Below are 15,141 nucleotides of genomic sequence, written 5' to 3'. Positions count from 1 at the left end.
TATGTTCAAAAAGCACTTTGTTATCGCTAACTTGATTCTCGGATTATGTGCTTGTCAGCCTTCTGTAAAACCCGAGCAAACTGCTGCTTATAAAATCACGAGTGGCAAACCTGTGACGAAAAACTCACCGCTCGTCTTTCCCAAAGATCATGGTATTCATGCTGAACAAGGGATAGAGTGGTGGTACCTCACAGCGAATTTACAAAGTGACTCTGGCGAAACCTTCGGGGTACAATGGACACTATTTCGAACATTGATGCCAAGCCATATTCAATCGAAGTGGTGGGATGATCATCTTTATTTTGCGCATTTCGCGATGCAACATGAGCAAAAACATGTCGCATTCGAGCGGTTTTCGCGTGCTAATCAAGCGAAAGTGGTGGCTTTTCCTTTTCACGCAAGCATTGATGATTGGCAACTTAGCAGTATTCATCAAAACTTCTTACCTTTAAAACTCACAGCGGCGAAAGACAACTATGCAATCTCACTCACCTTAAGCGACAGCCCAAGGATTTTACATGGAGAGAATGGCTATAGCCAGAAAACCCAAAGTGGTCACGCATCCTACTACTATAGCTACCCTTTTTTAAACGTCTCCGGAAAGCTCACTTTTGCCGGAGAAAAGTATCAAGTCACTGGCAATGCCTGGTATGACAGAGAGTGGTCTGCCAGTCTGCTCGATAAGCGTCAACTTGGCTGGGATTGGTTTAGCATCGTTGATTCAAAATCTAGTAAAAAAGGACTCATGTTATTCTGCATTCGAGGAGAAGGAAAAAGTTATGATTATTGCAGCGGGACACTTATCGCACCCAATGGTGAATCAACGCCTATTCCCCATCAAAACATCCAACTCTCTGTTGTCGAGACCGTTGTATTCGATAACCGTGAATATCCAAGCCAATGGCGAGTAAAATTGGCCGATAAACCAGACATCATTATCGACAGTATAACGAAAGACTCGCGCAACCAACTCACAATCCCCTACTGGGAAGGCCGAGTCAAAGCAACCGGCGGCTTTGAAGGCAAAGGATATGCTGAATTAACTGGGTATTGAGATTTCATTTTTTGACTCACAAATAACACCATATCATGGATCGTTTTTATCCGTTCCGGTTCAGTATCTGAAATTGAGATTGAAAATCTCTCTTCTAAATTCTCAATGAGCTCAATCTCGATATCATCATGTAGTGTGAGCAAATAGCTGAGATTGCCTTCAAAGCTATCTTCTGGCAATAAAAGAGAAGCATTCACTTGAAACGTCTCTGCCATCACATCCAGTACTTTCTCAATTGTACAGACCTGTATCCCCATGCCAAGAAAGTAACGCGTATATAGCCCCTCTGTGCTTCTACTCTTTCGGCCGGCAAAGATCCTATCGATTTGATTCGCATGTTTATACCGACTCCTCATCACACCAACACTCAGCAAAATAAGAAGGCCAAACAATGCAAGCTCAATCTTAATCAGCATCATATCAGGTAAAGCCTGGCAAATTTCAAACAAAACTTATGTCTCTCCATTACTCATCAATCAATGCAACCTTTTTAAATACAAATCTTGCACATGCTACTTGAAAAACGACAGAAATCAAATTGATGAAAAAATAACCAAAATGAAATTTATAATCAATAATTTACGATTTTTTCATGTTTTTATTTCAGGTTCAGTTTCAGTTCAGTTTGTTCCTTTATAATGCACATCACTTCGAAACTTGCTGAATCCGCCCAGTTACTTGTCTGCTCAGCAAGTTTTGAAGTAAAAAACGATAGCCGCTTCAGAGATCCCATGTTCTCTTGCTCTTCAATCTCCGTCGCGGCTCTCTTATAATAAGAATAAAAGTCCATGGCTATAACGTTTAATCTATAAAATAAAGTTTCATTTTTATCGCTCAAAGTTAAAAAAGCACCTTATTCGCTATCAATTGCATAGATTCCATTCACACTAAGAAATTATTTTCCTATTTTTAGCACCAATTCTTTGACCCCATAGCCATGAGTTGATAGCTTATTGCACGCGGTCCCATTTGTACTGTTCTACATACTCGGCCAAAGAGCATAGACACCCAAATGATCGTACCCTATAATACATCAGATAAAATAATAAACATATGAGATATCAGGAGAAGCAGTGGAACAGAGTATACAGCTGATCATATTTTTTGGTCTTACAGCATTAGTTGGACTCATTACCTATTTCAAATGCCGTCAAGCAAAGCATCATCAAAACGATAGTAAAGACTACTTTCTCGCAGGTGGTGGCCTGAGCTGGGTTGTTGTCGCTGGCTCCCTCATGATGACAAATATCAGTGCTGAACAAATCGTTGGTATGAATGGCGCACAAAGTTTACTTGTCGCTTGGTGGGAATTTGGTGCTGCTGTCGGCCTGATCATTCTCGCAAAATGGTTAATTCCGATTTACTACAAATATAACTGCACCACGACGACAGAGTTACTTGAGAAGAAATATAATGATAAAGGGATCCGGGCAATGGTTTCTGTGCTATTCATGCTTGGATATGCCTTCATTCTTCTTCCTGTCGTTCTATACACTGGCTCTCTTTTCATGAAATCCATGTTTAGCCTTGAGATTTCAGTCACTATGCTTGCCGTCATCTTCGCAATCGTCGGTTCTGTTTACGCCATCTTCGGTGGGCTTCGCGCCATTGCGATTTCTGATACACTCAATGGCGCAGGCTTATTAATTATGGGAATAATCGTCTCTGCATTAGCCATGAACGCGATCCATTGGGACTTATCTGGGATCCCCGCAGACCGACTTACCCTCATCGGTGATAGCCAATCTGATATTCCTTGGCATACCTTGCTCACAGGGATGGTATTTATTCATATTTTCTACTGGGGAACCAATATGGTCATCGCCCAGCGCGCATTAGCAGCCAAATCTGTCGAAGAAGCACAAAAAGGTCTTTATGCTGCGGTTGGAATGAAACTCCTGATCCCTGCGATTGTTTTTTTACCTGGTATCGTTGCCTACAAACTATATGGTGACATTGGTGATGTTGCCTATGGTCGTCTAGTTGGTGATATTTTGCCAAGTTGGCTGTCTGGTGCTTTTGCTGCAGTGATTGCTGGTGCTGTACTCAGCTCATTTAATTCTTGCTTGAACTCTGCCGCTGCACTGTATACATGTGATATTCACCTCAACCTGATCAACCCAAAAGCAGATGTGAAGAAAATTGGTATGCGCCTTTCTCTCGTCTTTGCGATTATCTCCGTCATACTTGTGCCTTATTTTGCAGAGTCCAAGAGCATTATTGACTTACTACAAAAGCTAAACGGCTTGTATTCGATGCCCGTTTTAGCTGCATTTATCTGTGCGATTGCTTTTAAAAATGTCCATGCAAATGCAATTAAGATTGGATTGGTATTTGGTGTTGCTTTGTATGCATTTTTTACCTTCGTTAACAGCCCCTTCCATTTTATTCACTTAATGGCAATTACGTTAGCATCAACCATTGTTGTAACTTTATTCTTAAGCCGTTTCGTGTTTCAAAAACAAGAAAACAAAATACTGCAATCTGCATCTGAGTAATATGACCCGAAGAGCAAGTAAAAGCTTGCTCTTCTCATTTCTTATTGATTTCTTGGCTATCCCTAGCAATTATTGATAGCATCCCGATTGATTGAGCCATTTCTTAATATCAATCTCAAAAACTTCCATCCAGCGCTTTGCTGCATCCTCTTCTTTCATCCCATCTCCAATGACTAACGCTGCAGCCTCTGCGAGCATATCTGATTTAAATTCAACGACTTTCAATAGTTGCATGACACACGCATGTTTTTTAATCCCAGGCCATGCTGCTTTCTTCAACCAGCCATTTTTGGGATTGCCACAATCGTATTTGAGATGTGGGTTGACTCCCCACTTCTGGTCAGTTTCACAATCAGGATGATAATCTGGAAACTCAACAAACTTTCCCGGGATCCGCGTATCTGTCCAGTTTGGCGTCCAGTTAATCGCCATAATGGGCGTCTTTTTCTCGGATGCTAATCTGATTTTTGTATTCAGTTCTTCTTGATCTTTTAAACGCATAATCGTGAAGTTTAAATTAAATGCGCGAATAATATCCGCATCATTATAGTCCCAGGGGCCAGTAAAATAGACGCCCTTCCCTCTTGAGTTGGGACGTTTAAAGATATGGGAGCAATTCAATAACGCTCGCCATTCCGGTAAACCAGGGCACCGTGCCTCGACATATTCAGGGTACCACCAGTCTTCACGCGTTTTTGCTGGATGCTCGCCCATATCGAGAATTTTCCCTTGCTCTACAAGAGGAACAAAACTTTTCTCCATAGATGCCTGCCATACTTCAATTTGCACATGTAGGTGACCTTTCGTCAGTCCGCCCCACTGATTTTGCACCGAGACTTTATGGTAAGTAGGTTGATAAGCGATTTGCTTCAGCATTTCTCCAAATACAATCGAAAGGACACGCTGACTCGTCCAATCATTCATCGTAATTTTGATTTCATTTATCTTTTCAAACTCAGATGCACCGCAGGGTAGTCCACCCAAAAGCATGAGTGTCATAAAAAAGCGATTCGCAGTATCCCTAACATATTTTCGTATTATGAAATTCATAAATCACGTCACTGGTAGCACACCTATAGCGGATAATACATGGGCTTACGTTCAAGTATATGCCGTTTTAACAGAAAGGATAAAATAACGCTTTGATATTAAATTACAATTAAATTCACTACTTATTGATGATTGTCTCATAGTAACTTCAAATTTAATATCAATGGCTTAAATAATAATAAGTAGAGGTGTGCCTATGTGCGGTATCCAACTCAATCCTATTGCAGCAAAGCTGCTTTTTCTCACAAGCTCTCTCACGCTCTTGCCCCTTGCTCAAGCCGATAATACAAAAGACTCCGAAGAAAGTGAGGATATAGAAAGAATAGAAATCACAGGCTCACGTATGAAACGACTCGGTGCAATTGCACCTACACCCGTGACCGTTATTTCCGGCGATGCCATTCGTAGTGCTGGCATCAATAACTTGGGGGATTTACTAAATAATATCCCTTCCTCAACGACCAGTATCTCTCCTGCAACAAGTAATAACTATATTTTTGCTAGCGGATTAAATATCACAAGCCTCCGTGGTTTAGGCTCAGATAGAACACTCGTGTTATTAAACGGGCGCCGTTTTATTAGCGGTTCACCAGGCTCAGGCGGTGTTGATTTGAATAACATTCCATCCGCACTCATCAAGCGCGTGGATATTGTGACGGGCGGTGCATCAGCGGTCTACGGTTCAGATGCCGTTGCGGGTGTCGTCAATATCATTACAAAAAAATCATATAATGGCGTAGAAGTTACTGGTTCAATGGTTGAGCCAGAACAGGACGGTGGCGAAGAAAGAGAGTTATCTTTTACTGTTGGTTCTGATTTCGCTGATGGAAAAGGCAATGCACTATTTAACATTAACTATGCTACCCAAGAAGAAATCGGTGATGACGACCGTGATTTTTTAAGAGACGGAGTCTACGCCATCGATAACCCTTCAGGGGGCAAACCAGGTCGAGTGACATTTACGGGCCGTCGTTTTTATACACTTTATAATAAGCAAGGTGTTTTTAATATTGGGGATAAAAAATACACATTCTCTCGAGATGGAAAGCTCAAAGCGTTTGATTTTGGCAGTGGTGTCATTCCTGGCTCAGCCTCCAATAATCGCTGGCACACTGGCAATGGGGATGGGAGTGACTTTCTTGAAGACGGCTTTGAAAAGACCCCACTTGATAGAACCGTCTACTCTTCTTATCTCACATACCAACTTCACGAAAACCACCAACTCTTCGTAGAAACAACCTATTCCACATCGACCGCACATGGTGAAAGCTCACCTGTGTTCCACAGAGGCAGCAGCGCGAAAACCATCAAGCTTGATAATGCATTTATTAATGCAGACATGTTTGAATTGATGCAGGCAAATAATCTTTCTGAAATCAGTTTACATCGTGCACATTCAGAGTTCGGTGCGCGAGAATATGCACAGGACAGAAAGCTATTTCGAGTTGCAGCAGGCTTTGAGGGTAATCTCACGGAAAATTGGGGTTACAGTCTTTATTATCAAAAAGGAAGAAATAAAAACACCACCAGTTGGCACAATCAGGTCGTGACGGAACGATTTGACCAGTCTTTAGATTCAATCATTTTGAATGGGAAAGCGGTTTGTAGAGATGAGGAAGCCAGAAAAAGTGGTTGCATTGCGTTTAATCCATTCGGACGAAATGTCACATCAACAGACTCAATTGATTGGGTTTCGACAGATGTCACTCGACTGGCGGAAGCCAAGCAGGAGTCTGCTGGCCTATTTATTGATGGTGATCTTATCGAGATCCCATCCGGCATGATCACCGCAGCATTCGGAGTAGAATGGCGTCAGGAGCAATCAGAAACAAAGCCTGACTATTTAATGATGAACAACCTGATTTTCGGGAATAAGTCAGCTGCAACCGTTGGTAAGACAAGTGTTCGCGAAGCCTCAATGGAACTCTCTGTTCCAGTCGTGAATGATGTTCAGTTCGTTGATGACTTAACCGCTGAACTTGCATACCGCATAATGGATTATAGTAACTCCGGCCGTGAAGATGCTTGGAAAATCGGTTTAAACTGGAGACTGAACGAGCAGTTGCGTTTTCGTCTTAATCGATCGAAGTCTGTTCGCGCACCCAATATTTCTGAGCTATTTAACCCAGGCGGACAAACCTTCAACTCTATCAGTGATCCATGCTCACAAAAACGTCTTGATGAAACTGGACCATTTAGGGCAAATTTCATCAAAAACTGTCGGGCTGATGGCATACCAGAAGGTTGGATCCCACCTCAAAGCTGGAGCAGCAGTGTGGCTGGAGAAATTACGGGGAACAAAGACCTTACGCCAGAAATTTCGAACGACTACACCATCGGATTTATTTACACACCCGACTGGATCAATGATTTGACCATCACATTCGATTACTGGAACTTTGATATCTCAAACGCGATCACATCATTTGGTGGCAACTCCATCGTCCGTAACTGCTATCGAAGCAACTCGCTCGCAAACTCTTTTTGCGGCCTGATGCGACGTGATCCGAACGATCATACAATTGAATATTTTAACTCTCGAGAGATCAACCTTGCCTCCTTCAAAACCTCAGGTGTGGATATTGAAATCAATCATACTCAGGAGTTTGGCAATTGGGGCTCACTGGAAACAAACTTCATTGCAACATATGTCGATGAGTGGTCAAGTAATGAATCAGGCTTCTCCAGTGATGTGAATGAAGACGCAGGTGAATATTCTGACCCGTATTGGAAAGGAAAATTGCAAGTTATCTGGCTTTATGAGGACTTACAATCAACTCTAGCGGCCAACTATCGCCATAGCGCAGTGACAGATTTTGGCGAATCACCGCAAACACAGAGTTACTATCACATCCCATCACATACAACCTGGGATGCGACTGGAAAGTATCACTGGGATGATACGATCAGTATGCGATTCGGAATATTAAACCTGCTTGATAAAGCACCACCAAGACATCCAACGGTTTATTACGGACGCGGATACTACGATATTATCGGCAGAAGACTCCTGCTTGGTTTTACGGTAAAACTTTAAGTATCCTCCATCCAAGTGGGCCAATTGAAGTGGATCAATGACTGGTCCACTTGCTTTTCTTGACAGTCAAAGAGCACGTTAGCATATTTTTTCATCAGAAATTGAATAATTTCGTGAGTTTAGCATGAACACCCCTTGAAAATTGTGTATGAAAAAATACACTTTTCAGAGCTTCAACGATCGGTCAACAAGTTAAGGAATAAAATTCATGATAAAGATCGACAAATTGACAAAACAATTTGGGGATTTTACTGCCGTCAACCAATTGTCGGTGGCGTTCTCACCCGGAGAAGTGATTGGTTTTTTAGGTCCTAATGGTGCTGGAAAGTCCACCACAATGAAAATGCTCACAGGATTTCTGGATGCCAGTGCTGGACACATCAGTATTTGTGGTCTCGATATTGATTCACAACTTGATGAAATCAAGCCATTGATTGGTTATTTACCAGAAGGAGCACCCTCCTATGGCGATATGACTGTCGCACATTTTTTAAATTTCATCGCTGAGATCAGAGGATTAAAAGGTCAAGACAAAAAGCAAAAACTTAAAAGTGTCATTGAAAGTGTCGAATTGCACGATGTACTAAATCGCCCCATTGATAACCTTTCCAAAGGCTATAAACGCCGGGTTGGCCTTGCACAAGCCATTGTTCATGATCCAAAGGTGCTTATTCTGGATGAACCAACAGATGGTCTTGATCCAAATCAGAAACACCAGGTACGTAAACTCATCCAAAATCTTTCGAAAGATAAAATTGTGATTATTTCTACTCACATCCTTGAAGAAGTTACGGCTGTTTGCAATCGCGCCATCATTATTAGCGAAGGAAAGATGCTCTTTGACGGGACACCAGATGAATTGGAGGCACGTTCTCGGCATCATCAGGCCGTCACGCTTGAGTTTTTAGGTGAGATCCCACCACTTAACACACTGGAGCAATTAAAGCAGGTGTCAGAAATTCAGATCAATGGAAAAAGGGCGACTGTGTTTCCAACTGAAGAGGATCATTTGTACCAACGTGTGATTGAAATGGCAGAAAAAGACGGCTGGTCCGTTGCTTCCATCTACGCAGAACGAGGTCGACTGGACGATGTTTTTCGCGATTTAACAATGACGGAGAGTGCATAAGATGAATGCGATTAAAATTTTATTTCGGCGTGAACTCAGCTCTTTCTTTTCGACGCCGGTTGCCTATGTATTTATTATCATTTTTTTGATCATGAGCGGCGTATTCACCTTTTATTTGGGGAATTTTTACGAACGAGGTCAAGCCGATCTGCTCCCATTTTTTAATTTCCATCCATGGTTATACTTGTTCCTTGTGCCAGCGATGGCCATGCGTTTATGGGCGGAAGAGCGTAAGTCAGGCACGATTGAGCTTCTGATGACTTTACCCATTACAACCATGCAAGCAATGGTTGCCAAGTTCCTTGCTGCGTGGAGTGTACTCGGCTTAGCCCTAATTTTAACATTCCCGCTTTGGATCACCGTCAATTACTTAGGCAACCCGGACAATGGGGTTATCTTTGCCGCTTATCTTGGTAGTTGGCTGATGTCTGGTGCATTCTTGGCTATCGGTATTTGTATGTCCGCGATGACGAAAAACCAAGTGATAGCCTTTATTCTGACCGTTGTTGTTTGCTTTCTATTTGTTTTAAGTGGTACATCTGTTGTCCTGCAAGCCTTTAAAGGTTGGGTGCCAAGCATTGTGCTCGATACGATTGCCAGCCTCAGCTTTATCGAACACTTTGATGCGATGGCAAAAGGTGTCATTTCCTTAAAAGATGTTGGTTATTTCATGATCTTAATTGTGTCTTGGCTATACGCAGGACTGGTTTTGATTGAACAGAAAAAAGCACAATAGGAGACAAACATGCAAAACAAAATCACGAATTCATTTGGTCTCCTCGCAATTGCTTTTGTCTTCCTTTGTGCAGCTTTACTGAATAACGTTTTATTCGATAAAGTCAGAGTCGACTTGACTGAGAACCAGATCTATACAGTCTCGAATGCAACCAAAAAGCTTCTTCAGGATATTGATGAGCCGATCAATCTGTATTTCTTTTTCTCCGATAAAACATCAGAAGGATATACTGGGATTCGAAACTACGCCTCACGTGTAAAATCCTTACTCGAAGAGTTCGAAGTTGCCTCAAATGGCCATATTAACCTGCAAATCATTGACCCTGAGCCATTCTCTGAATCAGAGGATAAAGCAGATGAATTTGGACTGAATGGCGTGAAGCTTAGTGCTGCGGGCGATAGTCTGTATTTTGGTCTTGGTGGCACGAACAGCTTAGATGACAGAGAAACGATTGCTTTCTTTGATCCACAACAGGAAAGTTTTCTTGAATATGAAATCGCAAAGCTCATTTATAAACTGAGCAATCCAAAACCCGTCCAGATTTCCTTTATTTCTGATTTACCGCTAGAGGGCGGACCAAATCGAATGACTGGCCGAATGGATCCCGCTTGGGCTATCTATGAACAACTTCAGCAGTTGTATCAGGTTGAGTTGCTCGAAAAAGAGAATGCAGCTATTCCTGAAAAAACAGATGTACTTGTCCTGGTTCACCCGAAGAATTACGACGAAGCACTTCAGTATGCAATCGATCAATATGTCCTCAAAGGTGGAAAAGTCATTGCATTTGTTGATCCCAATGCGGAATCATCACCAAGTGCGATGGGGATCTCCAGCCGTTCCAACCTCGCTCAACTCTTCAAAGTATGGGGCGTCGCTTACGACCCGGAAAAAATCGTTGTCGATGCTGAGTCAGGGCTGGAAATTCATCTTCCCAACGGCGGTTCTGGTCGTCATATCGGTTACTTAGGGCTGTCTGATAATAATATTGATAGAGAGGATGTCACTACCGCAAGTTTGGAATTGATCAATGGTGCGTCATTTGGCTCACTGTCGAAGCTTGAAGGTTCAAAAACAAACTTTGAACCTCTCGTCATGTCATCCGTTCACTCAAGCCTGATGGACAGCAGCAAGTACACAAGCTCTGCAAAAGATCCGCAAGCATTACTGACTGAGTTTCAGGATGCAAATACCCAGTATACCCTTGCCGCACGCGTGAGTGGGCCAATCAAATCTGCCTTCGAAAACCCGCCAGAGGGAATTGATCCTGCATCACATCAATCTGAAGCAGACAACTTCCAGGCAATTATCGTCGCGGATACGGATATTCTTTCAGATCGATTTTGGGTCAATCGGAATAACTTCTTCGGCTCCCCTATTCTGGTACCATTTGCAAATAATAGTGATTTAGTGACCAATATTGTGGAGAACTTAAGTGGCAGCGTTGCACTCATTAATATCCGCGCACGCGGACGATATGCAAGGCCATTTGAAGTTGTCGATCAGTTAACATTAGATGCGGAAGCGAAATTCCGACAAAAAGAGCAAGAACTACAAGCACGTTTAAAAGAAACCGAAAGTAAACTGAGCGACCTTCAGACCCAACAAGGAGAAGGGGCAGCTTTGGTACTTACACCAGAACAAGAGTCAACAATTGAGGCATTCCTGAAAGAAAAGATAGAGATCCGTAAAGAACTGCGTGAAGTGCGCCATCAGCTGGATAAAGATATCGATGCACTCGGGACTGTGCTGAAGTTTATCAATATCGCTTTCATGCCTTGCTTGTTGACATTACTTCTTATTTTTGTCGCACGTCAAATTCGCCACCGCCAGGTGATATAAGGAGATCATGATGAAGCAAAAAACGGTGCTTGGTCTTATCGTTGTTGGGGCTATTTTAGGTGGAACAGGCTTATTACTCACAAAGGAAAAGTCTGGTATCGAAAAATTAGCCCACCAGCAACTCTATCCAACGCTCAATCAAGCCTCAACCGATTTGACGAAGCTTAAAATTACGGGTGCAAATCAAGCGCTCGTCGTTGAAGCTGTGAAGGAAGGCGAAAACTGGTTGATCACGAATCTAGATAACTACCCCGCAGATAAAGAGACTTTAAGAAAATTCGTCAGTACAATCAAAGCCGCGAAAAAGGTTGAGCCAAAAACAGCGAAAAAACAGTACTTTGAAAAGCTCGGCCTTAGAGATATTCAAAACCCTCAAAGTCAGGGAATGCAAGTTGACTTATATCAAGGCAGTGAAGCATCCCCTCCGATTCTTCTGGGGTTGAATGCAAAAAACGGGAGCGGACAATATGTCCGATTTGCAAAAGAGCATCAAACCTGGCTCATTGATAAAGTGATACAGCGTCCGGAAAAGCCTGAAGACTGGATCGATAACACACCTTTTCATTTTGCTCTCAAGGATGTGAAATGGGTGAAGTCAGACAGTTTTGCTATCACCAAGCTATCAGATAAAGATAAGTTTGTATTGGATGGAATGGCAACGGGTATGAAGCTAAAATACGACAGTGTATTGGATGCACTCCCCCGGAACGTTGCAGATTTAAATTTTGATAAAATAGTGAAAAAGGAAGACAAAATCTGGGATAATGCGACATCCGTTAACCAGCTTGAACTTGGCTTGTTTGATGGTACTCGATTCCAAATCAAGTTGTTCCAAACAGAGGATGAAAAACAGCTTGCCCAGTTCGCGCTATTAACGGAAGGAAGTGGGGACTATAAAAGTCAAAGTCAGCTTTGGCAAAAGTGGGGATATGAACTCAGTAATTTTAATTTTTCGCAGCTAAATAAAAAGAAAGAAGACTTTATTGAGCCTTTAGAAGAAGCAAAAGAGTGATCAATTTTACCCACTGATAACAACGCCCTGCTTAAGCGGGGCTTACTCATAGAGACGTAAACAAAGAACTGAAATACCACATGAAAAAGAAACACGCCAATTCCAATGGACAAAGTAATGGCTTTTCCGATGCATTAAAAAGCTTCTTCCAACTGGAGTCTGCCTCAGGGATTTTACTCATGGCGATCGCAGTGATTGCGATCATTGCCGCAAATACTCCATTATCCACCTTATATGATAATTTTAACCAATTACTGGTTGCTGTTCAGATTGGCACATTCCAGATATCCAAACCATTGATTTTATGGGTAAATGATGGACTCATGGCTATCTTCTTCTTTTTAGTCGGGCTAGAACTGAAACGTGAAGTCATGGAAGGCGAACTATCCAAGCCCGAACAAGTCGTGATGCCAGGTATTGCGGCCGTTGGCGGGATGGCGATTCCAGCCGGGATTTATGTCGCTTTTAATTACAACGATCCCCAAGCGATCAATGGTTGGGCAATCCCAGCCGCAACTGATATTGCTTTTGCGCTTGGTATCTTAACGTTGCTTGGGCCAAAAGTGCCGATTCAACTCAAACTATTCTTAACATCACTTGCTATTTTTGATGATATTGGCGCAATTATTATCATCGCACTGTTTTATACCGACAAAATATCTGTGGTTGCACTCATCTCTGCAATCATTTGTCTTACATTCTTACTGTTTCTTAACCGAAGAAAAACCATGACAACCTCGCCCTATATCTTTGTTGGCGTCATCTTATGGGTTTCTCTTCTCAAGTCTGGTGTACATGCGACTTTAGCTGGTGTTTTACTCGCGATGTTTATTCCAATCAAAGATATACATCACCCCGATAGGTCTCCACTCAAAGAGTTAGAGCATAACCTACATGGTGTTGTTGCATTCGCGATATTACCTATCTTTGCTTTCGCCAATGCTGGTGTTGCTCTAAGCGGGGTTACAATAGACAGTTTGCTTCATCAGGTTCCACTTGGTATAGCGCTTGGTTTATTTCTCGGAAAACCAATTGGTATTTTTGGTTTTTGTTGGGTTGCCGTGAAATTGAAGCTAGCCCAATTACCCAAAAATATGAACTGGGGCAGTTTATTTGGTGTGAGCTTCCTCTGTGGTATTGGCTTTACGATGAGTTTATTTATTGCCAGTCTTGCCTTTGAGCAAACTGGAGATAACTTCTTATTCCAAGACAAACTTGGGATCTTAATGGGCTCAATTCTTTCTGGTATCGTGGGCTATCTCGTCTTAAGGCAAGCATTAAACAAAGAGATCAACTAACACAATTTCTGCTTATCGTTTAGAATCTTTCTGTAGATATCGTATTGATATCCTGATTGATTCTAAACGAGGAAGCATGTGAAGCTCTTCTTAATTCTAACCTGTATTCTGAGCCTGCCTGTATACGCCGCGATGGATGTCAAAGTCGGCGGCTACCTGTTTCCTCCTTACGTCGAACAATCGGACTCAGGTCATATCCAAGGGATCACTCCTGATCTCATTGCTCTACTCAACGAACACCAGAAAAAATATAATTTTCAATTCGTCTTTACATCCCCAAATCGTCGATATCGAGCACTCAAGCAAGGCCAGTTTGATATGATCTTTTTTGAAATGGCACGTTGGGGATGGGAGAAAGAATCTATTGTCACAACTCAGGTTTTCCACAAAGGTGGCGAAGTCTATATCACACTGGCAACCCCCGGGAAAAAGCAAAACTACTTCGACAACATGGCCACAAAGCGGATCATTGGGATACTCGGTTATCACTATGGCTTTGCCAACTTCAACAGTGATATCCAATTTCTAAAGAAGAATTTTAATATAGAAACAACAGCAAGCAATCGGGACAGTATCAACATGATATTAGCAAACCGCGGAGACATTGCTGTGGTGACTCAATCTTATCTCGAACGCTACAAAATGCGCCAACCACTTAAAGCCGAGAAGCTCATGGAGTCAAAAAAATACGATCAGGTTTATGAATTTACGATTCTGCTTCGGCCTGAATCGATTCCTGATGTAAAAACGATGAACCAGTTTATTGATGAGCTTACAACAACAGGTCAATTACAACTTTTATTGAAAAAGTACGGCATCACCAGCCCCAAAAAGGAATAGCAGACTTGAATAAATTCCGTTATTGTTCCTGATATAGAACCTATAACTTTCAATTTCTTAGGAAATCAATAATGAACAAGCACCCGTTCGTATCTTTACTTTTGCTAATACTCTCTGTATTTATGCTTCCCGCTCACTCGGAAGGCAATAAACTCAATGATGCACTGCATATGCTCGCCGGAAAATGGAAAGGTAAAGTTGAAGCCCGTGACGAAGCAGATAAGAAAAATCGGGTTCTTCGCCCCACCAGCCTCACTGTATCTCCCTCAATACTTGAGAACTTCTGGTCATTTAATTTCGTTTTTTTGGATGCAGTAAATGGTGCAGAAATGTTTGAACTTATTTCCCCAGAAGAAGATAAATTTCTATTTCATTTGACTCGTGTTCAAGGGCTATCCGTTAAAAAAGTGACCCGAGATGTCATCGCGCTCAGCGTTGAGCCAGAAAAAAAAGTCCTACGGATGCGACTGATTGAAGCCAGCCTTTTCGATGATAAACCCGCCATGATCCGATACCAAATCAATCGAGATCAAAATGCCCTCACCATCTATAAAGAAGTCAAGCCATATGGCAATAAAGCATTTCAAATTGAAGAAAAGTTTTTCTTTGAAAAATCTTCCTAATTTTTTGACTATAGTTTCAATATTA

At 42.0% G+C, this 15,141-nt stretch carries 12 protein-coding genes; 10 read left to right on the top strand and 2 right to left on the bottom strand.

Going from position 1 to position 15,141, the window contains the following annotated elements:
* The first annotated feature begins 1 nt into the window (after position 1).
* On the top strand, positions 2 to 1,054 hold the full coding sequence (locus C505_RS0116155) for a lipocalin-like domain-containing protein (RefSeq protein WP_018693674.1): 1,053 nt from the start codon (positions 2 to 4) through the stop codon (positions 1,052 to 1,054).
* Here C505_RS0116155 and C505_RS0116150 read toward each other — a convergent pair.
* A complete protein-coding gene (locus tag C505_RS0116150) occupies positions 982 to 1,473 on the bottom strand; it encodes a hypothetical protein (protein ID WP_157369122.1) in 492 nt (163 codons plus the stop codon). The two genes, C505_RS0116155 and C505_RS0116150, sit on opposite strands and share 73 nt — an antisense overlap.
* Before the next feature lie 654 nt (positions 1,474 to 2,127).
* Here C505_RS0116150 and C505_RS0116140 point away from each other — a divergent pair.
* Positions 2,128 to 3,552 carry a solute:sodium symporter family transporter gene (locus C505_RS0116140; RefSeq protein WP_018693672.1) on the top strand — a complete coding sequence of 475 codons (1,425 nt, stop codon included), beginning with the start codon at positions 2,128 to 2,130 and terminating at the stop codon, positions 3,550 to 3,552.
* 69 nt (positions 3,553 to 3,621) lie between these two features.
* Here the strand turns inward: C505_RS0116140 and C505_RS0116135 are convergent, their stop codons facing one another.
* A complete protein-coding gene (locus C505_RS0116135) occupies positions 3,622 to 4,551 on the bottom strand; it encodes an ABC transporter substrate-binding protein (protein WP_018693671.1) in 930 nt (309 codons plus the stop codon).
* Between the two features lie 247 nt (positions 4,552 to 4,798).
* Here C505_RS0116135 and C505_RS0116130 point away from each other — a divergent pair, with 247 nt between their 5' ends.
* The 8 genes from C505_RS0116130 (at position 4,799) to C505_RS0116095 (ending at position 15,116) form a co-directional block, all read left to right on the top strand.
* Positions 4,799 to 7,639: a TonB-dependent receptor plug domain-containing protein gene (locus tag C505_RS0116130; protein ID WP_018693670.1), complete on the top strand. Its 2,841-nt coding sequence runs from the start codon at positions 4,799 to 4,801 to the stop codon at positions 7,637 to 7,639.
* Between the two features lie 208 nt (positions 7,640 to 7,847).
* The gene (locus tag C505_RS0116125) at positions 7,848 to 8,768 is read left to right on the top strand and encodes an ABC transporter ATP-binding protein (protein ID WP_018693669.1); all 921 of its coding nucleotides are present in this window, start codon (positions 7,848 to 7,850) and stop codon (positions 8,766 to 8,768) included.
* A 1-nt stretch (position 8,769) separates the two neighbouring features.
* The gene (locus tag C505_RS0116120) at positions 8,770 to 9,504 is read left to right on the top strand and encodes an ABC transporter permease subunit (protein WP_018693668.1); all 735 of its coding nucleotides are present in this window, start codon (positions 8,770 to 8,772) and stop codon (positions 9,502 to 9,504) included.
* A gap of 9 nt (positions 9,505 to 9,513) precedes the next feature.
* Positions 9,514 to 11,343, top strand: coding sequence for a GldG family protein (locus C505_RS0116115; RefSeq protein WP_018693667.1), 1,830 nt, complete (start codon positions 9,514 to 9,516; stop codon positions 11,341 to 11,343).
* A 10-nt stretch (positions 11,344 to 11,353) separates the two neighbouring features.
* On the top strand, positions 11,354 to 12,355 hold the full coding sequence (locus C505_RS0116110) for a DUF4340 domain-containing protein (RefSeq protein WP_211215089.1): 1,002 nt from the start codon (positions 11,354 to 11,356) through the stop codon (positions 12,353 to 12,355).
* 80 nt (positions 12,356 to 12,435) lie between these two features.
* On the top strand, positions 12,436 to 13,653 hold the full coding sequence (gene nhaA, locus C505_RS0116105) for a Na+/H+ antiporter NhaA (protein ID WP_018693665.1): 1,218 nt from the start codon (positions 12,436 to 12,438) through the stop codon (positions 13,651 to 13,653).
* A gap of 78 nt (positions 13,654 to 13,731) precedes the next feature.
* On the top strand, positions 13,732 to 14,493 hold the full coding sequence (locus C505_RS0116100; RefSeq protein ID WP_026318030.1) for a substrate-binding periplasmic protein: 762 nt from the start codon (positions 13,732 to 13,734) through the stop codon (positions 14,491 to 14,493).
* A gap of 71 nt (positions 14,494 to 14,564) precedes the next feature.
* On the top strand, positions 14,565 to 15,116 hold the full coding sequence (locus tag C505_RS0116095; RefSeq protein ID WP_018693663.1) for a hypothetical protein: 552 nt from the start codon (positions 14,565 to 14,567) through the stop codon (positions 15,114 to 15,116).
* Positions 15,117 to 15,141 lie beyond the last annotated feature (25 nt).

Source organism: Algicola sagamiensis DSM 14643, from assembly GCF_000374485.1.
GTDB classification, from domain to species: Bacteria; Pseudomonadota; Gammaproteobacteria; order Enterobacterales; family Alteromonadaceae; genus Algicola; species Algicola sagamiensis.
Note: the sequence above shows the minus strand (reverse complement) of the source record. Positions and strands in the feature narration are given on the sequence as shown.